At 53.7% G+C, this 26,497-nt stretch carries 13 protein-coding genes; 9 read left to right on the plus strand and 4 right to left on the minus strand.

Features of this window, described 5'->3' with window-relative positions; translation table 11 throughout:
* Nucleotides 1-100: 100 nt before the first annotated feature.
* From C2U53_RS16270 to C2U53_RS16295, 6 genes are all read left to right on the plus strand, one after another.
* Complete coding sequence (locus C2U53_RS16270; RefSeq protein WP_104446116.1) at nt 101-1,483, plus strand: efflux transporter outer membrane subunit; 1,383 nt, start codon at nt 101-103, stop codon at nt 1,481-1,483.
* Between the two features lie 26 nt (nt 1,484-1,509).
* Entirely contained in the window at nt 1,510-1,854 is a 345-nt protein-coding gene (gene cusF, locus C2U53_RS16275) for a cation efflux system protein CusF (RefSeq protein ID WP_104446117.1), read from the plus strand.
* A gap of 32 nt (nt 1,855-1,886) precedes the next feature.
* Nucleotides 1,887-3,149, plus strand: a complete 1,263-nt coding sequence (locus C2U53_RS16280) for an efflux RND transporter periplasmic adaptor subunit (RefSeq protein WP_104446118.1) — start codon at nt 1,887-1,889, stop codon at nt 3,147-3,149.
* An 11-nt stretch (nt 3,150-3,160) separates the two neighbouring features.
* Nucleotides 3,161-6,307, plus strand: coding sequence for a CusA/CzcA family heavy metal efflux RND transporter (locus C2U53_RS16285; RefSeq protein ID WP_104446119.1), 3,147 nt, complete (start codon nt 3,161-3,163; stop codon nt 6,305-6,307).
* Nucleotides 6,308-6,842: 535 nt separating this feature from the next.
* Nucleotides 6,843-7,538, plus strand: a complete 696-nt coding sequence (locus C2U53_RS16290) for a flagellar brake protein (protein WP_104446120.1) — start codon at nt 6,843-6,845, stop codon at nt 7,536-7,538.
* 15 nt (nt 7,539-7,553) lie between these two features.
* A complete protein-coding gene (locus C2U53_RS16295; protein ID WP_044269019.1) occupies nt 7,554-8,141 on the plus strand; it encodes a LuxR family transcriptional regulator in 588 nt (195 codons plus the stop codon).
* 108 nt (nt 8,142-8,249) lie between these two features.
* Here the strand turns inward: C2U53_RS16295 and C2U53_RS16300 are convergent, their stop codons facing one another.
* From C2U53_RS16300 to C2U53_RS16310, 3 genes are all read right to left on the minus strand, one after another.
* Nucleotides 8,250-17,570 carry an autotransporter outer membrane beta-barrel domain-containing protein gene (locus C2U53_RS16300; RefSeq protein WP_104446121.1) on the minus strand — a complete coding sequence of 3,107 codons (9,321 nt, stop codon included), beginning with the start codon at nt 17,568-17,570 and terminating at the stop codon, nt 8,250-8,252.
* 194 nt (nt 17,571-17,764) lie between these two features.
* A complete protein-coding gene (locus C2U53_RS16305; RefSeq protein WP_044269022.1) occupies nt 17,765-18,337 on the minus strand; it encodes a LuxR C-terminal-related transcriptional regulator in 573 nt (190 codons plus the stop codon).
* 555 nt (nt 18,338-18,892) lie between these two features.
* Entirely contained in the window at nt 18,893-20,068 is a 1,176-nt protein-coding gene (locus tag C2U53_RS16310) for a DnaJ family molecular chaperone (RefSeq protein WP_104446122.1), read from the minus strand.
* Nucleotides 20,069-20,364: 296 nt separating this feature from the next.
* Here C2U53_RS16310 and C2U53_RS16315 point away from each other — a divergent pair, with 296 nt between their 5' ends.
* The 3 genes from C2U53_RS16315 (at nt 20,365) to pheP (ending at nt 25,205) form a co-directional block, all read left to right on the plus strand.
* Nucleotides 20,365-21,450 carry a YncE family protein gene (locus C2U53_RS16315; protein WP_054176104.1) on the plus strand — a complete coding sequence of 362 codons (1,086 nt, stop codon included), beginning with the start codon at nt 20,365-20,367 and terminating at the stop codon, nt 21,448-21,450.
* Nucleotides 21,451-21,513: 63 nt separating this feature from the next.
* Nucleotides 21,514-23,697 carry a TonB-dependent siderophore receptor gene (locus C2U53_RS16320; protein ID WP_104446123.1) on the plus strand — a complete coding sequence of 728 codons (2,184 nt, stop codon included), beginning with the start codon at nt 21,514-21,516 and terminating at the stop codon, nt 23,695-23,697.
* Between the two features lie 116 nt (nt 23,698-23,813).
* Nucleotides 23,814-25,205 (plus strand): phenylalanine transporter, encoded by a 1,392-nt coding sequence (gene pheP / locus C2U53_RS16325; protein ID WP_043001498.1) that lies wholly within the window; start codon nt 23,814-23,816, stop codon nt 25,203-25,205.
* A 44-nt stretch (nt 25,206-25,249) separates the two neighbouring features.
* Here pheP and C2U53_RS16330 read toward each other — a convergent pair whose 3' ends face one another.
* Nucleotides 25,250-26,497, minus strand: coding sequence for a mechanosensitive ion channel family protein (locus C2U53_RS16330; RefSeq protein WP_043001497.1), 1,248 nt, complete (start codon nt 26,495-26,497; stop codon nt 25,250-25,252).

Consider the following 26,497-nt stretch of genomic DNA (forward strand, 5'->3'; position numbering starts at 1 on the left):
GCATTCTGGGAAAATGACAGCTTTGTCATTTTGCTGTCACGGGTTGAACAGAGAGCGCCAGGTAAAGTGGCTGATATCAACCCACATGTAAATCAGGCTTATGCGTAATTTTAAGCGTCTCACGCTCTCAATGGCGTTACTGCTGGCAGGATGTTCACTCGCCCCGGACTATCAGCGCCCGGCGCTTCCGGTACCGCAGCAGTTTTCTCTCAGTCAGAACCAACTGGTGACATCACCGACAGGCTATCAGGACAGCGGCTGGCGGCAGTTTTTTGTCGATCCGCAGGTGAAAGTGCTGATTGACGAGGCGCTGCGTAACAATCGCGATTTACGTATGGCGACGCTGAAAGTACAGGAGGTGAGGGCGCAATATCGGGTGACTGATGCCGATCGCTATCCGCAGTTGAATGCTGAAAGCAGCGGAAACTGGAGCGGGAAACTGAAAGGCGACACCCGCAGTACGCGTGAATATGAGGCCGGGCTGAACCTGAGCGTTGATCTGGATTTCTTTGGGCGGCTGAAAAACATGAGCGAAGCCGATCGACAGACCTTTTTCGCCAGCGAAGAGGCGCGCCGGGCGGTGCATATCCTGTTGGTGTCCAACGTTGCACAGAGCTGGTTCAATCAGCGTCTGGCCTTCGCGCAGCTTCAGGTGGCACAAGAAACGCTGAGCAATTATGAGCGTGCATATGCGCTGGTGGAAAAACAACTGGTTACCGGCAGTACTAACGTGCTGGCGCTGGAACAGGCGCGTGGCGTGATTGAAAGTACCCGCAGTGATATTGCGAAACGTCAGGGGGAACTGGCGCAGGCGAATAACGCGTTGCAGCTGTTACTGGGGAGCTACGCTAAGCTGCCGGACGATGCGCGACAGAATGTCGGCGATATCAACGGCGTGACGTTACCGCCATCGCTGTCATCGCAAATCCTGTTGCAGCGTCCGGACATCATGGAAGCCGAACATGCGCTGATGGCGGCAAACGCCAATATCGGCGCGGCACGGGCGGCGTTTTTCCCCTCCATCACGCTGACCAGCGGGATCTCCGGCAGCAGCAGCGATCTCTCCAGTCTGTTTTCGACGGCAAGCGGGATGTGGAATTTCATTCCGAAAGTGGAGCTACCGATCTTCAATGCCGGACGTAATCAGGCCAACCTCGATCTGGCTGAAATCCGCCAGCAGCAGTCGGTGGTCAATTATGAGCAGAAGATCCAGAACGCGTTCAAAGAGGTTGCCGACGCGCTGGCGCTACGCCAGAGCCTTACCGATCAGATTCGCGGTCAGCAGCGATACCTGACTTCGCTACAAATCACGCTTCAGCGTGCGAGAGCGCTCTATCGCAACGGAGCGGTGAGCTATATCAACGTACTGGACGCTGAACGTTCGCTATTTGCGACGCAACAAACCCTGCTTGACCTTAATTACGCCCGACAGATTAACGAAATTACGCTCTATACCGCGCTTGGCGGTGGTTGGCTGGAATAAACCGAAACACATCACAGGAGATTGACATGAACACAGTATGTAAAGCTGTGGTATTCGCCATTTTCTCTACGCTGGCAATTAACGCTCAGGCCAATGAACACCATCACGGCGATATGATGAGCGCCATGCCTGCCGCCGAACAAAGCCCGGCGATCAGCGCCACTGGCGTAGTAAAAAGCGTTGATACGCAAAGCAAAAAAGTCACCATTGAACATGGGCCGATCCCCGCGCTGAACTGGCCGGCAATGACCATGCGTTTTACCATCACATCGCAAACGCAGCTCAACGATATTAAACCCGGTGACAACGTGGCGTTTACATTTATCCAGCAGGGCAATCTCTCTTTATTGCAGGATATTAAAAGCCAGTAATTCTCTCTTATTTTAACGTTGAGCATGACCTCATGAAAAATATCGCGCTGATTATCGGCAGCATGATGGCGGGCGGCATTATCGCCGTGGGCGGCTACGCGTATTTCGCCGCGGCGCACCCGTCGGCGAATACACCGCCAGTCACGGAAAAAGAAGCCCGCAAGGTGCTGTTCTGGTACGACCCGATGTACCCGAATACCCGCTTCGATAAACCCGGCAAATCGCCCTTTATGGATATGGATCTGGTGCCGAAATATGCCGATGAAGAGTCTGCCAGCGCTACTGCGCCGGGCGTCCGTATCGATCCGACGCAAACGCAAAACCTCGGTGTGAAAACTGAGGCTGTGCGTCGCGGACCCCTCACTTTTGCCCAGATGTTCCCGGCCAACGTCAGCTATAACGAGTACCAGTTTGTCATTATGCAGGCGCGTGCCGCCGGATTTGTCGAGAAAGTCTGGCCGCTCACCGTGGGTGATAAGGTGAAAAAAGGCGCACCGCTGCTTGAACTCACGATCCCTGACTGGGTGGAAGCGCAGAGTGAATATCTGCTGCTGAAAGAAACTGGCGGCACGGCAACCCAGGTTGAGGGGATTCTGGAGCGGCTGCGCCTGGCCGGAATGCCGGAAACGGATATTCGACGTTTGACCGCAACGCGCAAAATTCAGACCCGCTTTATCCTTACTGCACCCATTGACGGAGTAATTACCGCCTTTGATTTACGTGCTGGCATGAACATCGCCAAAGATAACGTGGTCGCGAAAATTCAGGGGATGGATCCAGTGTGGGTAACCGCTGCGGTGCCTGAATCCATCGCGTGGCTGATTAAAGACGCGTCGCCGTTTTCGCTGACCGTTCCGGCGCGTCCGGACAAGTCCTTCACCGTGCGCAAGTGGACGCTGTTGCCCAGCGCCGACGCCACCACCCGAACGCTGCAACTGCGCCTGGAAGTCGATAACCCCGACGAAGCGCTGAAACCGGGGATGAACGCTTATCTTAATCTGAAAACGGAAAGTGAGCCGATGTTGCTGATCCCGTCTAAAGCGCTGATCGATACCGGCAGCGAGCAGCGGGTGATCACGGTGGACGGTGAAGGGCGTTTTGTCCCTAAACCCGTTTCTGTCTTCCAGGCCTCGCAGGGGGTAACGGCGATCCGTTCCGGGCTGGCTGAAGGCGAGAAGGTGGTTGCCAGCGGCCTGTTCCTGATTGATTCAGAAGCCAACATCTCGGGGGCGTTAGACCGGATGCGCACGCAGCAACCGTCGGCGATGCCCGATCCTGCGGCCCATGCGCACTGAGGAGAACGCAGATGATTGAATGGATTATTCGCCGCTCGGTCGCCAACCGTTTTCTGGTGATCATTGGCGCGCTCTTTCTCAGCGTCTGGGGGACCTGGACCATCGTTAACACGCCGGTGGATGCGCTGCCCGACCTGTCCGACGTGCAGGTGATCGTCAAAACCAGCTACCCGGGGCAGGCGCCGCAGATTGTCGAGAATCAGGTGACCTATCCGCTGACCACCACCATGCTGTCCGTACCCGGCGCAAAGACTGTGCGCGGTTTCTCGCAGTTTGGCGACTCGTATGTCTATGTCATTTTTGAAGATGGCACCGATCCGTACTGGGCGCGTTCTCGCGTGCTGGAATATCTCAACCAGGTACAGGGTAAGCTCCCGGCGGGCGTCAGCGCGGAAATGGGGCCAGACGCCACCGGCGTGGGCTGGATCTTCGAGTATGCGTTGGTCGATCGCAGCGGTAAGCACGACCTGGCGGAACTGCGTTCGTTGCAGGACTGGTTTCTGAAATATGAGTTAAAAACTATCCCGAATGTGTCGGAAGTGGCCTCCGTGGGCGGCGTGGTGAAAGAGTATCAGGTGGTGATCGACCCAATGAAACTCGCTCAGTACGGCATCAACCTGTCGGAGGTGAAAGGTGCGTTGGATGCCTCTAACCAGGAGGCGGGTGGCTCATCGGTGGAACTGTCGGAAGCAGAATACATGGTCCGCGCCAGCGGGTATCTGCAAACGCTGGATGACTTCAATCACATCGTTCTGAAGTCAGGGGAAAACGGGGTACCCGTGTACCTGCGAGATGTGGCAAGAGTGCAGACAGGCCCGGAAATGCGCCGGGGGATTGCCGAACTTAACGGCGAGGGAGAAGTGGCCGGCGGGGTGGTTATCTTGCGCTCCGGTAAAAACGCGCGTGAGGTGATCTCGGCGGTTAAAAATAAACTCGAGACGCTGAAAAATAGTCTGCCGGAAGGCGTGGAAGTGGTGACCACCTACGATCGCAGTCAGTTGATTGACCGCGCCATCGATAACCTCAGCTATAAGCTACTGGAAGAGTTTATCGTCGTGGCGCTGGTCTGCGCACTGTTTCTCTGGCACGTGCGTTCCGCACTGGTGGCGATCATCTCGCTGCCGCTGGGATTGTGTATCGCCTTTATCGTGATGCATTTTCAGGGGCTGAACGCCAACATTATGTCGCTTGGCGGGATCGCTATCGCCGTGGGGGCGATGGTGGATGCCGCCATTGTGATGATCGAAAATGCGCATAAACGGCTGGAAGAGTGGGAACACCAGCATCCTGGCGAAGTGCCGGATAACGAAACGCGCTGGACGGTGATCACCAATGCCTCTGTAGAGGTTGGTCCGGCGCTGTTCATCAGTTTGCTGATCATCACGCTCTCTTTTATTCCCATCTTTACTCTGGAAGGGCAGGAAGGACGCCTGTTCGGGCCGCTGGCGTTCACCAAAACGTATGCGATGGCGGGGGCGGCGTTTCTGGCGATCGTGGTGATCCCGATCCTGATGGGGTTGTGGATCCGCGGGAAAATTCCGGCGGAAAGCAGCAACCCGCTTAACCGCTTTTTGATCCGTATTTACCATCCGCTACTGCTGAAAGTATTGCACTGGCCGAAAGTTACGCTGTTGGTGGCGGGGCTCTCGATCCTGACGGTGGCCTGGCCGCTGAGTAAAGTGGGGGGCGAGTTCTTACCGCAGATTAACGAAGGCGATCTGTTGTACATGCCGTCCACGCTGCCGGGGATTTCGGCGGCAGAAGCGGCAAGCATGTTACAGAAAACCGATAAGCTGATCATGACCGTACCAGAAGTCGCCAGGGTCTTTGGCAAAACCGGGAAAGCGGAAACCGCCACGGATTCGGCACCGCTGGAGATGGTGGAAACCACGATTCAGCTCAAACCGCAGGATCAGTGGCGTCCGGGAATGACGATGGAAAAAATCATCGAGGAACTGGACAACACCGTTCGTCTGCCAGGGCTGGCAAACCTGTGGGTGCCGCCGATTCGTAACCGTATTGATATGCTCTCTACCGGGATTAAGAGTCCGATTGGGATTAAAGTCTCTGGTAACGTACTGGCCGATATCGACGCGATGGCCGAGCAGATTGAAGAGGTTGCCCGCACTGTCCCTGGCGTAACATCTGCGCTCGCTGAGCGTCTGCAAGGTGGTCGCTATCTCAACATCGATATCAACCGTGAGAAAGCAGCCCGCTACGGCATGACGGTGGGGGACGTGCAGTTGTTTATTACCTCTGCCGTCGGTGGGGCGATGGTTGGGGAGACCGTTGAGGGGATTGCCCGTTATCCGATCAATCTGCGTTATCCGCAGAGCTTCCGGGACAGCCCGCAGGCGCTGCGCCAGTTACCAATCCTGACGCCGATGAAGCAACAAATTACGCTGGGGGATGTCGCCACAATCAACATCACGCCGGGGCCCTCGATGCTAAAAACGGAGAACGCACGGCCCACCAGTTGGATCTACATTGATGCGCGCGACAGGGATATGGTCTCTGTGGTTAACGATCTGAAACAGGCGATTGCCGATAACGTTCAGTTGAAGCCCGGTACCAGCGTCGCGTTTTCTGGTCAGTTTGAATTGCTGGAGCGGGCGAACCATAAGCTGAAGCTGATGGTGCCCATGACGCTGATGATCATCTTCGTCTTGTTGTATCTGGCGTTCCGCCGGGTCGGAGAAGCGCTGCTGATCATCACCAGCGTGCCGTTTGCGCTGGTGGGCGGGATTTGGTTCCTGTACTGGATGGGATTTCATCTGTCGGTGGCGACGGGAACCGGGTTTATCGCTCTGGCGGGGGTCGCTGCGGAATTTGGCGTGGTCATGCTGATGTACCTGCGCCATGCCATTGAGGCCGATCCTTCACTGGACAACCCGCAGACGTTCAGCGCAGAGAAACTGGATGACGCGTTATATCACGGGGCGGTGCTACGGGTACGACCCAAAGCGATGACCGTAGCGGTGATCATTGCCGGTCTTCTGCCGATTTTGTGGGGGACAGGGGCCGGTTCGGAAGTGATGAGCCGGATTGCTGCGCCCATGATCGGCGGTATGATTACGGCGCCGCTACTATCACTGTTTATTATCCCTGCGGCTTATAAGTTGATGTGGATACATCGTCACCGTAAAATATCCCGTTAACATCTTCATCATTCGGCCTGCTGAAATGAAGCGGGCCGGAAAAATCATTTTAACGGTGATTTTTCATTCTTTCTGACATATTCTGCAATACTGTAAAATGCTTTTTCTGATGATAAGCGTTATCCCTTTATGAATCTCCCGTTATTGCTATTCGTTCCCTCTGATATTTAATTTTGCCGTTACCTCTCAGCGGGTTGTGCATAAAAAGCACAGCCCGCATCCTTGTGTTGTAAATAGTGTAAACATCAGTTTTATATTTCAGAATCGTGCAGTTAATCGCATTTTATTCATTTTTGTTATCAAGTTTTCGTTAAGTTCATTCTCTTTTACGCATAATGCGGGCCACTTTTACACTGCACTGAATGTTTTTACATATCAATTAATCAATAAAAATAGTCAAAAACTTAATATCATGCGAAATATCTGAAAGGTAATCCCTTATGGTAATCAAAAAACCATCTGCGGGAGCCAGTTTTAGCCTTTTATCATTAAACACGAATGAGAAGTATCTGAAATATAAAATAAGGATTTTACTATGGGATTTGGGATGGCAAAGGACAATAAATTTGAGATCGTGGCCATTATTCGCGAAGAGCTTCTCAGAAAAACGAAGGTAGAACTGAAATTTAAAGACGCCAGCGTGGTCACTCAATTAGAAAAGGTTGACTTCGACTACTTCGTGATTACCAACAACAGCAACATCCCACTCACTTCAATCCAGTCTTTTATCTTGCACAGCGACAGCGGCATTATCCGGTTCAATGCCCGGTTCAGTCAGTCGCTGACCGATAAACTGGAGTGCGGACTGGCGTATCGCATACCTGAAGTGATCTTATTGGTTCAGCGCCGCCAGCATCAGCGTTTCTCCTTTTTAAAGGGGTATCATTTCTACTGTTCTGGACGCTATAAAAATGGTGAGAATTACTTGCTGCAGATTAAGAATATCTCTCGCGGCGGTTGCGCGCTGATCTCACAGAAAATAAACACCCGCTTTCTTTATAAAAATGCGCTGATTAAAGGGGCATCTCTGGATTTTGAACAGTTTGGTCGTTTGCATTGCGATCTCCGGGTCGTCAACGTTGTTGCTATCAACGAATTTGATGAAAACAATCAGCTTTATTCCTGTCAGCAGATCTCCTGCAAGTTCGAATTCAAACATCCACGCGACGCGTTGGATGTCGAAAAGGTCATTATTCATTTTTTGATGAGTAATAAATTAAAAAGTTTATAAAGGAAGGTGAACTTTATGTTGATGTGTGGAAATGAAGATTTTGTCGGTAGCAGTGTCTCAACGTATTTAAAAAGTAAAAATGCTGAGGTGACGGATGTCCCCTGGCAGGTGATGGTAGATTACTCTGCACGCTATCGCCATCGGATGATGATTTTTAATATCATCAGCCACGAACAGTCCTACGCTGATTTTGTCAGCTATTTAAATAAGAATCGCTTTAAAGTTTACGATAATGCCGTGGTGGTGATTGCCGATGACCGTCTGGCGAAATTGTGCATTGAGTTACTGTATGTCGAAAAAGTGATTGTGCTGACCGATAAATCACCGCTGCGTGATTTTGGCCGACTGACGACCCTGACGGGGGAGTGCTGGAATCCCCGCTTATTCCGTTCACAAAAACGGCTGAGCGATCGTGAACAGCAAATCCTCAGTTTGCTGGTGAGTGGATATTCACCAAATGAAATCTCGGATCTGATCAGTGTGAGCTATAAAACGATACAGACGCATAAAATGCGAATCATCACGAAGCTGGGTCTGGCCCATTCGACTGAACTGAATAAACTGATTGTCAGATTCAACCATCCGTTCTCTTTTTTATCCTGAGTTTGTCATCAGCCTGATGGCGCTTCGCTTATCAGGCCTACAGCTGTCCTGAACAACGTAGGCCAGGTGAGGCATTGCCTTCACCCGGCCTGATCCCCTCAGCGGTTGTCAGAATGACTTTTTAAAGCCAATGGAGGCATTCACTGGCGCTTCCACCTGCGATTTATGCCCGCCGTTGTTGAACTGCGTTCCCAGTTCGCCGTACACCTGCAGATCGCGGTCGATGCTCAAGCTCAGACCTGCGGCCACTTCGGTACTGGAGTACTGCTGCGAAGATTCCAGCGTTGTGGTGGCAACCGCATTGCTGAAGTGGGTTTTGTCTTTTGACCCCAGTCCCTGCCAAAGGTTGACGCGACCATATGGCTGAATCTTACCGTGACGGGTGTCATAGTCAGCTTTCAGTCGCAGCCCGAAACGGGCGATAAAGGCATCGGCAGTATCGAGTATGACCTTCGTCTTCGTCTTCGTCGCGCCGCCCAGCGTGCTGTCATCAAAATCGCTGTACTGATAGATCAGCTGTGCCTGGGGTTCCAGACTCCATGCGCTTGCTCCTAAGCGGAACGCTTTGCCGATCTCCGTCGAGGCGGTCAGCGTATGGCCTTTCACGGTATGGGAACCCTTGTTTCCGGATGCCGACAGGCGAGCGTCATGGTTACCGTATTGCAGGACGTTATCCACATACATGCCATCGGTGGAGAACCAGGTAGCATAACCGCCCAGGTAAAACGCGTTGTCATCGATGTTACCGCCTTTACCCGCGCTACCCGCATGGCTGCCTTTGACGCTGCTGTCGATATCCAGAATGCTGGTGTAGACACCGGCTTTCCAGCTGGTATCCGCGTAAAGGTCAACCCCTGCCTGAATCCCCATCGTGTGGCTGGTGGTCTGCGTGCCGGTGATATCGTCCAGTTTGGTTTTAGCGGAGTAGCCAATCATTCTCGCCCATGCACGGTGGTCTTCATCGAGACCCGGTCGTACGTCATCCCCCATTCGCTGGTGCATATTGCCTAACAGGCTCAGGTCGCCCTGACGCACTACGCTGGCGAGACCGGAATAGAGCATGGTTTCCGGGCGGTATTCACTGCGCAGGTACCAGTTTTCGCCCAGGCCTTTCGCGTTGCCGGCATACAACTGGTATTCAAACGCCCCGGCAGACATCCGGTTATTCGCCAGATAGAAGCCGTCACGCGTGGATTGTGCCGTGGTGGTGGCGCCGTTTTTCGCCGTCACCACTTCGATCCCGTCTCCCACCGTCGGCGCACCCAGCCCTGAACCGTCTACTTTCAGCAGCGTGTTACCGCTGACCTTACCGCCATCGATCACCAGACGGTCCGCAATGCCCTGACCGCCGCTGTTCTGCGCTGCGGCTAATTCAAGCGTCCCGTTTTTGCCGCTGTAATCGCCTTTCACCGTCAACGCGGAACCGATCGCCGCCCCCGTCAGCGACACATTGCCGCCGTTGGTTAATCCGGCGATCGTCTGGTCGTAACCTTGCGTTTTCAGCGTGGTTTCGCTCGCCACAATGTGATGGGACGCTGCGCTCAACATATTGGCGCCACCGGCCTGCAGAACCCCGTTGGCGACAAGCGTTGCGCCTTTGTAGCTGTTCGCGCCTTCCAGCGTGGTGATGCCGCTACCGGTGTGGTGGAGCTGTCCTTCGCCGCTGATATTGCCGCTCAGGGTGTAGCTGTTGCAGCGTTTCACATCCAGTATGCCGTCAGCGATGATATCGCCCTGTACGCTGCCGATCTCACCGCCATTACCCAACTGCAACGTGCCCTGCACGACGTGGGTGCCGCCAGTGTAGGAGGTGTCGAGCGTGAGCATGAGCGTACCCTGACCGGTTTTCGTTAACTGTCCGCTGCCTTCAACGTCGGTCAATAGTTCGACGTTGAAGCCGTTGGTGTCGAAGGTCCCGCCGCCGGATTCCAGCGTCACCTGGCGGGCGGTATTAAACGCATCGCCATACTTCAGCGTGCCGCCGTTAAAGGTGATCCCGGTATTGGCTGCTCCGAGGTTTTTATCGCCGGAAACCTCTAGTGTCCCTGCCGTAATCGTTGTACCGCCGCTGTAGCTGTTCTCGCCGGTCAGGATCAGCGTGCCGAGGTCGCTCTTATTGATGCCACCGGCGCCGCGGATCTCACTGTCGATGGTGGCGATATACCCTGCGCCATCGATGGTGCCGTCGCCGACGCGAATCAGCGTATTGGCGGTGTTGGTGGTGATGGCATCGCCCGCTACGCGGTAGCCATCGGTGGCAAACTGCGCGCCGCTGATGATCACATCGCCCAGACTGTTATCCACGGTGACATTGCCTGCCACCCCCTGGAAAACGGCGAACGCGGCATCGGTGAACGGGGCGTTCAGCGCGCCTTCTGGCGTGGATTCATCGGTGGTCCAGTTATCGTTGCCGTGGCTGGATTGCCAGATACCATCGCCGCCGTTGATCACGCCGTTGTTTTTCAGTTCGCCATTTTCACCGCCGGTGCCGTCCCAGAAGCGCAGGGTCAGACCGCCGTGGTTCACCAGATTGACCTGATTGTTAACCGATGTCTGCACGTACAGACTGTCTGCCGCCGTTGGGGCGTTGGCAATGTCCATCACGTTGTTGGTCAGCGTGCCGGAGTAGTTAATGACGCGATAGACGCCAACATCAAAGCTGCCGCCGGGTGAGGTTTCAATGTTGAGCTTGCCGTCGAGTACCAGATCGCCGTTGACGTTAATCAGGTCGTTGAAGGCACCGCCCGGGGTATATGCCTGGCCAAACTGATAATCCAGTTGCGACAGGTCATTCAGCGTCAGAGCGCCGGTGGTCAGTTTGCCGACGCTGTTCAGTGTGGAACCGGCGGTAATATGGCCGTTATCCGCAACATTTACCGCGCCGCCAATAATGCCGTTGCCGCCCAGCGTCGCGCCTGCCTTGACCGTTACGTCACCGGTCGCCGCCGCCTGATTGCCGTTGACCAGCAGTACGCCCTCATCGACCGATGTGGTGCCGGTCCAGGTGTTGTCGCCGGTTAAGGTCAGTATGCCGTCGCCGATTTTCACCAGATTACCGCTGTCACCGCTGATGATGCCGCTGATGGTGTCGTTGAGACCCAGATTACCGAGGGAGAGGGTTTTATCGCCCAGCTCAACGTTACCCGCGCCGGACAGCGAACCGACGGATGTCGCGCTGTCGACATGGCTGATATCCACTCTACCGGTGGAGAGGTTTTTCACCGTGGTCATTTCCGCCAGTGCGCGATCGGCAAAGGACATCAGCCCGCTGTTGGTGACCGTTGCGCTGCCGCCGCTGGCATCCTCTTCCAGCGCCAGTGTGCTCGTTTCTGAAACGTTAATCGTGGATTGTCCGGCTGTTGCATTGCCTGCAATCAGCGCCTTTGCGGTGCCGTTCAGATTCAGCGTCGCGTCGGCGGCAGTGACCGTGTCTTTTAGCGTTAACAGGCTGTCGGTAATCTCCATCGTCAGGGATTGCAGACTGGTTGCCGCGCCGCTGACGTTCAGCGCCGCGCCTTTCGTTACGCTCACCGTGCTGCTGGCATTGCTACCAAATGTTCCCGTCTGGCTGGCATTGACCGTAACGTTGTGAGCTTGTCCGGTACCTTCAATCAGCGTCGTACCCTGATAGCGGTTTGCCCGATCGAGCGACAGCGTGCTGGCCGCATCATGGGTACTGCTGGTGACTTTCAGGTTACCCGCGCCCGTGATATCGCCGACAGGGGAGAAGTGGTGTGAATTCAGATCGAACACCGCATCCGCGCCAGACGTCCCCAGGGTGAGGGTGCGCTGAGTGGTGAAATCCGCGCCCAGCTGGAACGTTGAGCCGTTGTTGATAGTGACGCCGGTTCCGGACTGGCCCAGGTTGTTATCCGCCGAGATTTGCAGCGTACCGCCGTCAATGCGCGTGCCGCCATGATAGGTATTATCACCGCTCAGGATCAGACGCCCCTGGTCAGTCTTGACCAGCGTCAGGCTATCCGTACTGTCACCTTCGCGGATCGTCGATTCGATCGTTGCGGTGAAGTTTTCGCCTGCGCCACCAGCACCGACGCGGAGCATCAGCTCATTGCTGCCTGCGGTGGTCTCCCATGCGTTCAGCGCATCGCCTTTGATGACATAGCCGTCCGCGTCAAACTGCGCGCCGGAAAACTGAACGTTGCCCGCGCTCTGATCGACCTCGACCGTACCGGCGTTGCTGGTAAAGACCGCGAAGGCTTTTTGCGCCCACGGCGCGTTGCCGATACCGTCCTGCTGCGTCCAGTTGTTATCGCCCAGGCTGCCGATAGCCATCCATTTGCCATCGCCACCATCGATTTTACCGTTGCCTTCAATCCCGGTTTTACCGTGGTTTTCACCCGTCTGCGCGCCGTCCCAGAACTGCAGCGTGACGCCGTTGGCGTTAACCAGGTTGACCTGCTTATCCAGCACCGTCTGGACGAAAATATTGCGCTTATCCTGACCCGTCGGAACGTCGCCTAATTCCAGCGTCTGGTTGTCGAGGGTGCCGCCGTAGTTATAGAGACGGTAGACGCCTGGGCCAAACGTGCCGCCTGTGCTTTGGCTGACGTTCAGCGTGCCATCGAGCAGTAGATTGCCGGTGACATCGACTAGATCGTTTTGTGCGCCACCGGGCACGAAGGCTTCTCCCAGTTCAAACGCGGAGGTGGTTTTGCTGCCCAGTTGCAGACTTCCGTTGATCTTCAGCGTCCCCGCGCCGCCGTCGCCTGCGCTAAGGGTGGTGGCGTCATTCATCACGACGTCACCGCCGAGGGTGCCGGTGCCGCCCAGGGTTGCAATGCCGTTCACGGTTGTCATGCCCGTCGCGGCAGACTGATCGCCATTGACCAGCAGTGTGCCGTTGTCGACGGTAGTCACTCCTTTATAACTGTTGGCGCCGGTTAAACGGGTAATACCTTTACCGATTTGCTCCAGCGCGCCGATACCGGAAATCACCCCGTTAAGCAGGACGTTATTGCTGCGATTCACGGTCAGAATACCGTCATCAATGATCTGCGAAACCGGGTTGATACCGCCCGTTGTACCGCCCTGACCAAGATGTAAAATCCCGCCCTGTTTGATCGTCGTAGAACCGCTGTAGCTATTGTCGGTGGTGAACACCGTCGTGCCACCCGTTGCGCGGACAAAGTTGCCGCTACCGCTGATGGTGCCCTGATAAATCTGGCTGTCAGCGTCATTGCTCTGCGTATCAAAGATGATATTGCTGGCTATACCGCTGGTGGTAATGCTGTAGTTGCCAATGGTCGCGCCGGTATTGCTGGCATCGCGATGGTCGCCCGTGCGCAGCGTCGCACCGTCGTTAACAGCGAGGGTGCCGTCAGCCAGCGTCAGGCTATCCACAATGCGCATATCCGCCTGTGCGCCCGTCAGCGTTAAGGTATTCCAGCCGCTGCCGATGTGGGTTCCCAGACTGAGATCATCCGCCAGCAGTGTACCGATATTACCCCGGGTGTTTGTGAAGGTGAGGGCGTTACCCGTACCAGCGAGCGTGGTGATGTGACGCGTGTTCGCCAGCGATACGTTGCCGATGTTGGCCTTGTTGTTGGTTGTCCCGGCGAAGTTCACCTCCCCGGCGAACGTTCCGCTGTTCCAGATAAAACGATCGCTACCGGCGCCAGTATTGATGACGCCCCGCATATTGCCGCCGCTGATGTTGATAGTGTCATTGCCTTTACCAGACTGAATCGCGACATCCTTGTCGGTAGCGGCGAGGATCGTCCCGGTGTTGCTGATGGTTTTGCTACTGTCGCCACTGGCATCCACCACCGGACCGTTCACGCTATTGGAGGTGACTTTGCCACTGTTGGTGATGGCGGAAACGTCTTTTGCCAGGATCGCTGAGCCGCCCGTCGCGTCCTGAATGGTAATATCGGCGCGGGTGGTCAGTTTGCCGTTAGTGCGGGCATCAATCCCGTTCCCCGTGGCGTTTCCGGTATTGTTGTGTACCAGCACGGTGTAACCCGTGCCGATAACCAAATCGCCGGTCGCGTTGTCGCCGTTCTCTTTCATGAAGGCAAAACCTGAACCCGCACCGGTGACGTTGAGTAGATTATTGGCGCCGTTTTTCACATTCAGCGCCACGCTGGTGCGGATCCCCGGACCGTCGTTGGCGTTAATCGTTACGTTGTTCAGCGTGATATCCGAACTTTCGGCATGGTTTTGAATCCCTGCGCCGCTGCCCAATGCGCTAATAGTGACGCCTTTGGCGGTCAGCGACCCCGCACCGGCGGCAAGGCGAATTCCATCCGCCGTGCCGTTGGTCGTAATGGTATCGGCTACTCCACCGGTTCCCGTCGTGATATTCAGCGTTGCGCCATTGGTCAGCAGCACGCCTGCGGTACCGTCATCGACCACAATGGTGCCCAGCTTTTTGATCTGCGCATCTTTGCCAGAGGCGCGAACGCCAATCCCATTGCTGACATGCAATGCCTGGGATGCGTTGTTGGTTAACCGTCCTCCTTCCTGCACGTCGACACCGATACTGTCTTTACTGGCGAGATCGATAACCGCGTCCTGTTGCAGAACAATGTTGCCAAGATTCTTCGCCACATAGGCGATGACGTTCAGCCCGGTATCCAGGGATTTAATGATGGCGCTGGAGTTAAGAATGGTTTCGACAGGGGTGCCCTGTTTATTACCGTTCAACTGGTGCGCCTGACCATCGACAATCCCGGCGGTGGTATTTGATCCGGTCAGTTCAATAAGAGTCTTATCGCTGATGGTGCCTTCTGCACCCCCTTCGAGCAGCAGCGCCGCCGCGCCGTCGCCGCTTACCGTAAATGTCGCTTCACCCGTATCCACGGTGCTGCCTTTACCGGTCGCAAAGACGCCAATCGATTTTTCGCCCGTTAAGGTCATCTCGAGTTTAGATGGCTGGAGCGTCAGCGGGTCGAACGTATTGCCGGCAAAGTTTGCGCCATTAGCAATGCGGAACAACGTGGTGCGCGCCTGACCGTTATCGTTCATCACGGCTTCGCCGATATTGGCGGTCGCACCTTTGCCGTACAGATAGTAGCCAATTTGATCGCTATTTTTGAATAGCGGACTGCTGGTACTGTTAACGTTAGCCACCGCATTATCGCGGACATGAACGCCAATATTGCCGACTTCTTTGAGTGTGATCGAAGAAGACACGTCAACGGTGGCCTGAGCAGTGTTACTCCCTTCTGCCCAGATTGCATAGTTACGGTTCGACGTGCCACCGTCGCCCGCGACCGTGATTGCCCCTGTATTGCTGGATGTCACATGCGCGTTCTTCGAACTGGCGGTCAGATGGATCCCGATGTTGTTGTGGCCGTTGACGTTAATCTCACCGTCGTTACGGATCTGCTGGCCGTTTTCGCTGCCGCTGTCGCGCACGGAAATACCGAAGTTATGGCTGGTGCCGGATGACGAGTCGCCGTTGAGGGTGATTTTACCGGTGTTGGTCACATTCCCGGTGGCGTTACCGACCAGGATCCCCGCCGCGTTACGTACGCCTGTTCCAAGGGTGATTGCCCCGTCATTGGTGACATCACCTGAACTGCGGGTCAGGATCCCGGCGCTGGGGCTGGCACCACCTGCCATATCGACATCCTGTGTGAGATCGTTAGCGTTACGCCCAAGATAGATGGCGGCATCAAGGGTGTTTGTGAAGGTGGCCTCACCGGACACTTCAACGCCGTAAGCCGTTCCCTTACCAAATGAGTCGTCGTTACTGCGTCCGTCCACGACGTTAATCTCACCCCTGTTGATCCCGCTGGTTTGATCGGACAACTGCATACCGATAGCGAGCGTCAGAGAACTGTCCGGTTTATCCGTTGACCACGGATCGGCCGCCGCCGCCGTACCGTAGTTGTTGGTCGTGATGGCCTGGTTAATGGTCCCTTCGTTCACGACGGTGCTGTTTCCCAGCCCCTGCATACCGTAGGCACCGTAACTGTTGACCTTCCGATTCCCATCCTTATCGATAAACAAACCGGAGTTGATCGTGCCGTGGTTAATGGCGCTGGCATCACTGGCCAACATGCCAATCGCCAGCCCCTGTCCGGTAGACGTTCGCAGCACGTTCAGGGCGCCTTCATTGACGACAGAACCACCGCCATCGGCCTTCATTGCCCCATTGATACTGCCATCGACAGCCAGAGTCGCGCCCGCAACCAATGTACCGGTGGTGCCTTGTCCGTTAGCATAGATGGCATGCAGTTCCCCAGTGGCCGCTGTGGTGTTATTGGTGTGCGCCTGTCCGTCAGTCCAGACATCGTAATCCCAGGTCAGCAGGTCGGCATTGGTGCTGGAGGTCAGCAGTTGGTTGATCAGGCTCGCGTAGTAGCTCTGTGCGTCAGAAACTTTACTGATAGCGCCAGAATCCAGCCATAGCTGGATCTGGCTGATATCTTGCCCGTCGGGTGTTTTGGCGCTCTCACTGCCGGCGCCAATCAGCCAGTTGTTGAAATTCGCCAGATCCGCCGTGTTTTTGATGGAAAAGGTGCGGTTACCCGTTTCAACGACATTCCCCTCTTCGTCGTAGCCGTAGGTCATTAAGGTAATGTCTTTGCCAAATACGGTGGTCTGTTTCGAACCCGCAAAGGTTTTGCTCGGAACGACTGGTGCAGCACCAAACTGGATATAGTTATCGGATTGCCAGTTAACCTTGCTGTTCGGGTCTTGCGCTTTGAGCAGAGAAGAGTCTTTTGCCAGCAGACGAATAGCATTTTCTCTTACGTTCAGTGAATGATCGCCAATATTGAGATTGGCGGTTGCGCCATCTTTGGCAAGGGCAAAGCCAAACTGCTTATAGATTTGCGACACATTGGCATCAAACGTGTTAAGCACTGCATCGCCAATCTGCGAAACGCTAATAAAGTTTGCCAGGCTTGTGGTATCAAACACCTTCAGTGTGGAGGTTGTTTCGGGATCGGCCGGGTCAATCACCTGAAATTCCACGCTTTGCTGCGGCGTAGACGACTGTGTATGGCTCAGGTATTCCGCCAGTTCTTCAATGGTGGTGATAGGTTTTGGTTCGTGGTCGAGGTTGGTCGCGGTAATAATAATTTTGCCGTTTTCCAACAGATCCCGGATGGTAGACGATTCCACAATGCCGGTCTGTCCGTAGGCGATGTTGGGGATCGCGCCGGTGATATTCAGTTCACTGGCGTTGTTTTTGTTTTCATATAAAAAACCGTAGTTGAATACGTCCTGATGGACGCCGGCGGAGATGACATTCGGGTAATCCACGGTAATATCGCGTGTGCCATCGGTCACGATCGGTATGGCGGCGGCCGTGAAAGAAACGCCAGCAACTAAACCGGAAACAACACGCAGTCCTGTTTTACGCGAGCTGCTTTTTTTCTTCCCTTTTGATAATTCGGAGGCGACAACCCAAAGCCCGAGTGTCGCATTCCATATGATGTTGTAAACCTTATTCATAATAACCTCGTCTGCATTTCTGTTTTTAGTTGGTTGACACGTTGCGTTTGTGGTTAGGGGTGGCTCACGATGAGTTGGCCTGGGTTGTCAAATTTCGAAAACAGGAGTCCCTTCCGCAGGGCGGAATAATTTTTAGTGATTGATAACGTCTTAATTAATGCTCAGTCGTCCGTGTTGTATTTCCTTAGTGGTTGTTAGCGATAATGGGAGAATATATATTTCAGATGGGTATTGTTGTGCCCCAGTTTTTTGGCAATATTGCTTTTATAGGTACCGATAGTTTTTTCGCTTTTATGCGCAATAGTGGCAATTCTGGACAGTGACCAGCCACGGGAATACATCATCATGACGTTAAATTCATTAACGCTCATGGCATTATCCAGCGGTCGGTTCACACTTGTGTTCTTGCAGTTGATGAGTTGAATCACCCGGCCGTGTAGTGCGTCAAGGCTCAATGTGCGGTCAAGAAAGTGCATCTGCATGCCGCAAATGGTCTGGAATACCGCAAAGGTTTCGACATTCGTCAGCACAAAAAGCATCAATGACGCACGCGAGGAGAGACGGCGAATGATGCTGGCGTATTTCAGAATATCCGTCTCTTCGGGATGAATAATGAGGTAATCATTATTCTGAACAACCGGGAGAGAAGAGGGCGGTGAACTGGCTGCATAATATTGCATGCCATAATAGAGTGATGTGCCGCGCAGAATATTTTTCATGCCAAGCCAGGTGTAATAATCATCACCCATAAAAATAGCTTTTGACATTAAATTCTCCTTGAGTCGGCAATAGCATCCTGCCCCTCTTTAACATTTTAAAAAAGGGTTCTTTCCCAGCCTGGGAATCTGTTTAAATCCACAACCTGTATTGGGATTATTCTCAATTGAAATATTACGCTTTGTTAAAATTTAAGATAAATCGTTTATTTCACCTCCTGAAGAATGATTGATAGATTTCACTTATGGATTGATGAAAACAGGTAGGAAAATAATGGAACGTTTGCGGGAAAGTCTTAAAAAATAGCGGAGACAATCGGAGGTAAAGGCGTGCAGTATGGAGGTAGGGGATAAACGTGATGATGTGCGGAATCGGGAGTTAAGAATATTCCTGGGTAATGTCACCGTAAAAACACTCCCTCTGCGTAATACTCTTTAGGTTAACGTGATTTAAGTGAATAAAACTGGTTTGTTGATGGTTTCGCAGAATTAAGCTCTATAATTTTTTAAATTAACATGATTAAATGTTGTTTTTGTTTTTTTGTGCTGTTTGTGGACCGGTCAACTGGCCAGCACTCCTTCGCCACCCTTTTGTTACAAAAAAACTTAACCTGCCAGCAGATCCTGTTCAACGTGTTTAACCTGGGTCTCCAGCGTATCGCGAAGCTCAGCCAGCGCGCGTTCTTGTTCTGCAAAGTACGCTTCTTTATCGCGAACCGAGGTCGCCAGACGCCAGGCATTTTCTGCTTCCAGCCCGGCGATCTCTTTCATCAGCGCGTCAATCTGGATCCGCAACTGCTGGATTTTCTGCCGCAGATGGTCGAGATTGTTCAACCGGTCGCTGGCCATCATTGGCTCCAGACCGCTTTGCAACTGAGTGAGCAGGGCGCGAATGGCCGCCAGATCGGCGTTTTGCCGCGCCAGATTGAGCTGCACCATCATCTGGTGCGCTTTCTCTTTCAGTTCATCAGCGACAACGTCCGGGTGACACAAACGGCTGGCCTGACGCCACAGGCGCTTAAGCTCATTACGCTCATCCGGTGAAAGGCGCTGATCGCGTGCGAAACGGTGCTGAGCATCCTGCTGCTGTTCCTGATACTCCTCATATTCATGCGCTGCCTCTTCCTGTGCCTGCCGCGTGTCGCTGTCATCCTGGCGGGAAAAATCTGCTTCCAGTTCACGGATCTCGGCGAGCAGGTCGGTAATCAGCTCCGTTTGCTGTTGGATGCGCTGACGGATGTCGACTGCGGCACGAGAGGCTGAATCCATGCCCATCCACTGCTGTTTAAGCTGGGCTAACCGATCGACCGCCAGTGAGATGTACTGCTGACAGGAGAGGTAATCTTTCTCGCGACGTCTGCGTTCCGCTTCCTGCCGACGCAGGGCGCTGGCTGCGAGCTGTTTACGCAGCTCGAGAATACGGCTCATTAATGGCCCGAGGCGCAGATGATACTGGTCGTTAAACTCATCCAGAATCTGAATGCGGGTATTACGGGTGTCAATCAGCTCACGCAACTGATTTTCCAGCGCCTTAAGTTCCAGCTTGCTGGCGGCAATCGCCGGATCCTGCCAGTTGGTTATGGCGCGCTGATTTTGTAGCCAGGTAGCAATTTCACGCATTGCATCACTGAAGCGGCGCGTCTCGATAGCCTGGGCAATTGCCGTTATTACAGGATCGCCAGATTCCCGCTGCAGATGCACAAGCTGCTGCTGGATGATCTCCTCATCCTCAAGTTCGATGGCGCTTTTAATGATTTCGAGTCGTTTGATGATTTTATTCATGACACCGTTGCCTGGCGTGACCGACACATGAATGACGATATTTAGGTTAAGTCATTCGTTTGAAAAATATAAAAAAAGTGCAAATCGCATTCTGTGGCCTGCGGAGCCTGTTCGTCCAGAATAATTCGCAGAAATTATCATTCACTCGCCATTTTCGTTTGCGCTCTCACAATTCGAACCTCTGTTTCATTAAGGGTATTTTTTGCGCGAAAGACGCTTGCTTCGAAAAAGAGAATAAGTATAGTTCTCATTCTCTTTATTATTTAATGCGTGTCTTTTTTGGTAAGGAACCCAGGATGAAAAAAAATATTACGGCGCTGGCCGTGCTGATCGCCGCGGCATTAAGCGGTTGCGCGACCACTACGCCCGCTACTACACCGTCAAATACCGTTGAAAAAGCGGCGACGCCCGCGGTGGCGACCGATACGTTAAAACGCGATCTGGCGGATGGCCTGTATGAGATGGCATTAAATCCTGCCGGGGACGCGTTGTATGTCGCCAGTGCCGAAGGCTTTAAAGATGTTCAGGGCGGGGTGATCTACAAACTGGATGCCAAAACCCTTAAGACGATCGGTCGCAGCCACACGGATCTGAAAAACTTTGGTATGGCGATTTCGCCTGATGGCAAAACGGTGTACGTCACCAACTCGCTGGACGGTGGCCTGAGCGCGTTGAACACTGCGGATGGCAAAGTTAAAAATCGCGTCCTGTTTCCTGAGCGGAACGCGGAAGGTTTCCCGTATGGCGCTCGTCAGGTGTTGCTGCATAACGGCCTGCTGTATATCGGCGCGGTCGCCGATCCTGCGGTGATCTGGGTGGTTGATGCCGAAACGCTGAAGCTGAAAACGCGCATTAAAAATACGGGCAAATGGATGACCGGTCTGCACTACTCCGAAACGACCCAGCGCATCTACGCCGTGAATGGCGGTGGTGAAATCCTGGTAATCAACCCGCGTAACCAGCACGTTGAGAAACGCTGGAAGCCGCTGGGCGACAAGCCGGCGCTGCTGCTGAATATGGCGGAAGACCCACAAACCGGACGTCTGTTCGTGACCGATAACGCCAAAGCGAAAACCACGCTGGTGCTCGATATCCACACCGGCAAGGTGCTGAAGCAACTGGACGTTGGGGATTCTCTGGCGGTGACATTCAACGCCAAACGCAACGAAATTTACATCACCCAGCGTGATTCCGGGAAGCTGCTCAGTCTCAACGCGAGCGATTACAGCGTGAAAAAAAGCTGGGACCTGCCGCCGAATCCAAACAGCCTGTTGCTCTCTGCTGACGGCCAGACGCTGTATGTCACTGTGAAACAGAAATTTAATAAAGACCACTCAACCAATGCGCCGGACAGCGTTGTACGTATTGAGCTGAATAAATAATAAAAATCAGTCGGGGGACGGATGTTGTCCCCCGCCACATTGACTCTTTTTGATGGCATTCACATGAACAACACCAAAACTATTCTGGCGCTGACGATGGGCGCAATCTCTGGCTCGGCCTGGGCGGCAGACACCGCGAAAAAAGCGGAGGACACCATTGTGGTCCAGGCGACAACCCAAAATGATTTCAAACCGGGTGGCGACACGCCGCTGGCGGCGTTTCTTGATGGACAAGTCGCCAACGGCGGCAGACTCGGCATGCTTGGTCAACAAAGTGCGATGGACGTACCGTTCAATGTCATCAGCTACACCTCTAAACTGGTTGAAGATCAACAGGCGAAAACCATCGCCGACGTCGTGGCAAACGATGCGGGTGTGCAGTATGTCCAGGGCTACGGCAACAGCGCGGAAAGCTTTCGCATTCGTGGTTTGAAATTTGACGGCGATGATATGACCTTTGGCGGGCTGTCTGGTGTTCTGCCGCGTCAGGTGGTGGATGCGCAGATGGTGGATCGCATCGAAATCTTCAAAGGGGCAAACGCCCTGATGAACGGCGCCGCGAGTTCTGCCGTCGGCGGGATGATCAACCTTGAACCGAAACATGCAGGCGACATCCCGCAGGCTAAAGTCGGCGTGGACTACACGTCGGATTCACAGATTGGCACCACGCTGGATGCGGGTCGTCGCTTTGGCGACAACGATCAGTTTGGTGCGCGGGTGAATCTGGTCCACCGTGAAGGCGAAACCCGGATTCAGGACGATCGCCGTCGTACTACGCTGCTTTCCACCGGTCTGGACTACAGAGGCGATAACTTCCGCACCTCACTGGACGTGGGTTATCAGAAAAAAACCTTCCACGGCAGCCCAACCAGCGTCAACATTTCTCTGGTCGATTTCGTTCCCGCGCCGCCAAAAAATGACCGTAACTTCTCGCAGAAATGGGCGTATAGCGACATTGAAAACGAGTTCGGCATGTGGCGTAGCGAATATGACATCACTGACAACTGGACTGCCTACACAGCACTTGGCGCTCAGCACGCGCACGAGGAAGGTCTCTACAGCGCGCCGAAACTGCTGGATAAGAGCGGGACGGCCACCGCCAGTCGTCTTGATACCAACCGTATCAGCGACACGGTCAGCGGCATGGCGGGAATTCGCGGCAATTTCGCTACGGGCTTTGTCTCGCACAAGGTGAACGTTGGCTACTCGGCACAAAGCAAAAACGAAAAAATCGCGTGGAAAATGTCTAAAGCGGCGGATAACCCGTATACCAACATCTATCACAACCGCGGCGTTGACGCGCCGGCCAGTACTAGCTCGAACGGTAAAGGCGGTAACTACAGCGATCCGTTGACCAGCGGGCGCACCCGGACTCAGGGCTGGTTGCTAAGCGATACGTTGGGCGTGCTGGATGACAAACTGCTATTTACCGTCGGGGCACGCCATCAGAAAGTGGTGATTCGGAGTTATGACAAAATTACCGGCGCAGAAAACGCCGCCGACGGTTTTGACGGTAGCCGCTGGATGCCGACTTACGGCGTCGTCTACAAGCCTTGGGAAGAGATATCTTTCTACGCCAACCACACCGAAGCGTTACAGCCGGGTAAAGCAGCGCCCAACACGGCAACCAACTATGGTCAGAGCACCGGTATCGTCCATTCTAAGCAGAATGAAGTGGGCGTGAAGGCGGACTTCGGGCGTGTTGGCGGTTCGCTGGCGCTGTTTGAAATCAAAATGCCATCGGCAATTCTTGACAGTGAAACCAAACATTATGGTCTGGATGCCGAGCAGCGTAATCGTGGCGTTGAGCTGAACATCTTCGGCGAACCGATGCTGGGCATGCGTCTGAACGCCAGCGCCACCTGGCTGCAAGCCGAGATGACCAAAACCAACAACGGTTTGAACCAGGGCAATGATGCGATCGGCGTGCCGAATTTTTACGCCGTGCTGGGTGCCGAGTACGACATCAAGCCGATTGAAGGTCTGACCGCTACCGCGCGCGTGAACCATTCCGGTTCTCAGTATGCGGATCTGGCTAATAGCAAAAAGCTCGACAGCTACACTACTCTGGATCTGGGTATGCGCTATCGCTTCGCGCTTAACCAGAACCAAAATCAGATGACCGTTCGCGCGGGCATCGACAACATTACCAACGAAAACTACTGGGCCAGTGTTGATGATTCCGGCACGTACGTCACCCAGGGAGAAGCGCGCACCTTTAAAGTGTCCGTTGGTTACGAGTTCTGAGTTCCACCTCGTTATCAGGGGCAAGGATGCCCCCTCCATTCCAGTGCCTTTAACTTGCTACCTCCAGCATGAAGTGTTAAAACGTGCCCCTTCTAAAAAAGAGACAGGGGTAGGGCGTGAAAGACGCGTCATCCGCTTCAGACAACGGCCGTTTTGAAGCGTCGTCGGAACAGAGTCCGACGCTGCAACGTGGTTTGCAAAATCGACATATTCAATTAATCGCCCTGGGTGGCGCGATTGGTACCGGGCTGTTTCTCGGCATCGGGCCCGCGATTCAGATGGCGGGTCCAGCGGTGCTGCTGGGTTACGGCATCGCCGGGGTTATTGCCTTTCTGATCATGCGCCAGCTCGGCGAAATGGTTGTCGAAGAGCCGGTATCGGGTTCCTTCGCTCACTTTGCCTATAAATACTGGGGACCGTTTGCGGGCTTCCTGTCAGGCTGGAACTACTGGGTCATGTTTGTGCTGGTCGGGATGGCTGAACTGACGGCCGCCGGTATCTACATGCAGTACTGGTTACCCGAGGTTCCCACCTGGGTCTGGGCCGCGTCCTTCTTTATCATCATTAACGCCGTCAACCTGGTGAACGTCCGTCTGTACGGTGAAACCGAATTCTGGTTTGCGCTCATCAAAGTGCTGGCGATCATCGGCATGATCGGCTTTGGTTTATGGCTGCTGTTCTCGGGGAACGGCGGTGAGCGGGCGACCATCGATAACCTGTGGCAGCATGGTGGTTTTCTGGCGACGGGCTGGAAAGGGCTGATTCTGTCGCTGGCGGTGATCATGTTCTCCTTCGGTGGGCTGGAACTTATCGGCATCACCGCAGCGGAAGCGCGTGACCCGCACAAAAGCATTCCGAAAGCGGTTAATCAGGTGGTGTACCGTATCCTGCTGTTCTACATCGGTTCGCTGGTGGTTTTGCTGGCGCTCTACCCGTGGGTGGAAGTGAAATCCGACAGCAGCCCGTTCGTGATGATTTTCCACGATCTGAACAGTAACGTCGTGGCTTCAGCGCTGAACTTCGTGATTCTGGTGGCATCTTTGTCGGTTTATAACAGCGGCGTTTACTCCAACAGCCGTATGCTGTTTGGTCTATCAGTCCAGGGCAATGCACCGAAGTTTCTGACCCGTGTCAGCCGTCGTGGCGTGCCGGTGAATTCATTACTGCTCTCTGGTGCGATCACTTCGCTGGTGGTGCTCATCAACTACCTGCTGCCGAAAGAGGCCTTCGGTCTGCTGATGGCATTGGTGGTGGCGACGCTGCTGTTGAACTGGATCATGATTTGTCTGGCGCATCTGCGTTTTCGTGCCGCGATGCGTCGCAAAGGGCGTGATACCCAGTTCAAAGCGTTGCTCTACCCGGCAGGAAACTATATCTGCATCGCCTTCCTGGCGATGATCCTTGTGCTGATGTGCACCATCGACGACATGCGTTTGTCAGCCATGTTGCTGCCGGTATGGGTCATCTTCCTGTTTGTTGCGTTTAAACTTTCTCGCAAAGTACGCTGAGAGGAAGCCGATCTCATTCGCGTAATGAGATCGGCGCTTTTGCGTTATCGTTGAAATACTCCCGCCAGCGAGCGAATATCGTTGCCCGTAGGTGACTGGTGAATGCGCAATCCAAACTCGTCTACGACAGCAAAAATATGGTCAAAAATATCGGCCTGAATGCTTTCATATTCCAGCCAGACGACGGTGTTGGTAAAAGCATAAATTTCGAGGGGGAGACCGTGATCGTCTGGCGCCAGCTGACGTACCATTAAGGTCATATCTTTGCGAATGCGTGGATGGTTGCGCAGATATTCATTCAGGTAGGCGCGAAAAGTCCCAATATTGGTCATCCGCCGATGGTTCAATACCGATTCCGGCGCATCCAGTTGTTGATTCCATTCATCTATCTCCTGATGGCGCGTCTCCAGATAAGGTTTCAGCAGGCGCGCTTTATACAGTTGCTGCTTTTCATCATCATCCAGAAAATGAATACTGGTGGCGTCAATATTGATACTGCGTTTAATGCGCCGACCACCTGATGCCGACATGCCGCTCCAGTTTTTAAACGAATCAGAGACCAGCGACCAGGTCGGAATCGTAGTGATAGTATTGTCCCAGTTGCGGACTTTCACCGTCGTCAGACCAATATCAATGACCGCGCCATCAGCACCGTATTTCGGCATCTCCAGCCAGTCACCCAGTTTCAGCATGTCGTTAGCAGAAAGCTGAATGCCCGCAACCAGCCCCAGAATCGGGTCTTTAAATACCAACATCAGCACGGCGGCCATCGCGCCCAGGCCGCTAATCAGAATCGCGGGCGATTGGCCGATTAATAGCGATATCATTAATATACCGACAATAATCGCGCCAATGAGTTTTATACCCTGAAATATCCCCTTGAGAGGAAGCTGAGAGGCAGAGGGGAACTTTTGCGCCAGATTTAATATGACATCGAGTAACGAAAATAATGAAAGCAGGGCATATATCATGATCCACAATTGTGCGCAGACAGTAAGAATCTCTGCGGCTTCGCTGCCTTTTTGCAACCACAGTGCGGACTGAATATTGACGATAATACCCTGCAGGGTGAATGCCAGACGGTGAAATAACTTATTCTGCGTAATAATTTGTAGCCACAGACGGGAGCTGGCAACGGCGCGCCTTTCAAAGGTGCGCAATACCACCCAGTGCAAAATAATATGCACAATGATGGCTGTGAGAAAAATAATACCGAAAATCATCACCAGCGAGGTGGTGTGATTCATTTCAATACCCGCTAAATCCTCGACCTGAGTAATTAATTCCTGCAT

Origin of the sequence: Citrobacter sp. CFNIH10, from assembly GCF_002934585.1 — a bacterium.
In the GTDB taxonomy this organism is placed as follows: Bacteria; Pseudomonadota; Gammaproteobacteria; order Enterobacterales; family Enterobacteriaceae; genus Citrobacter_A; species Citrobacter_A amalonaticus.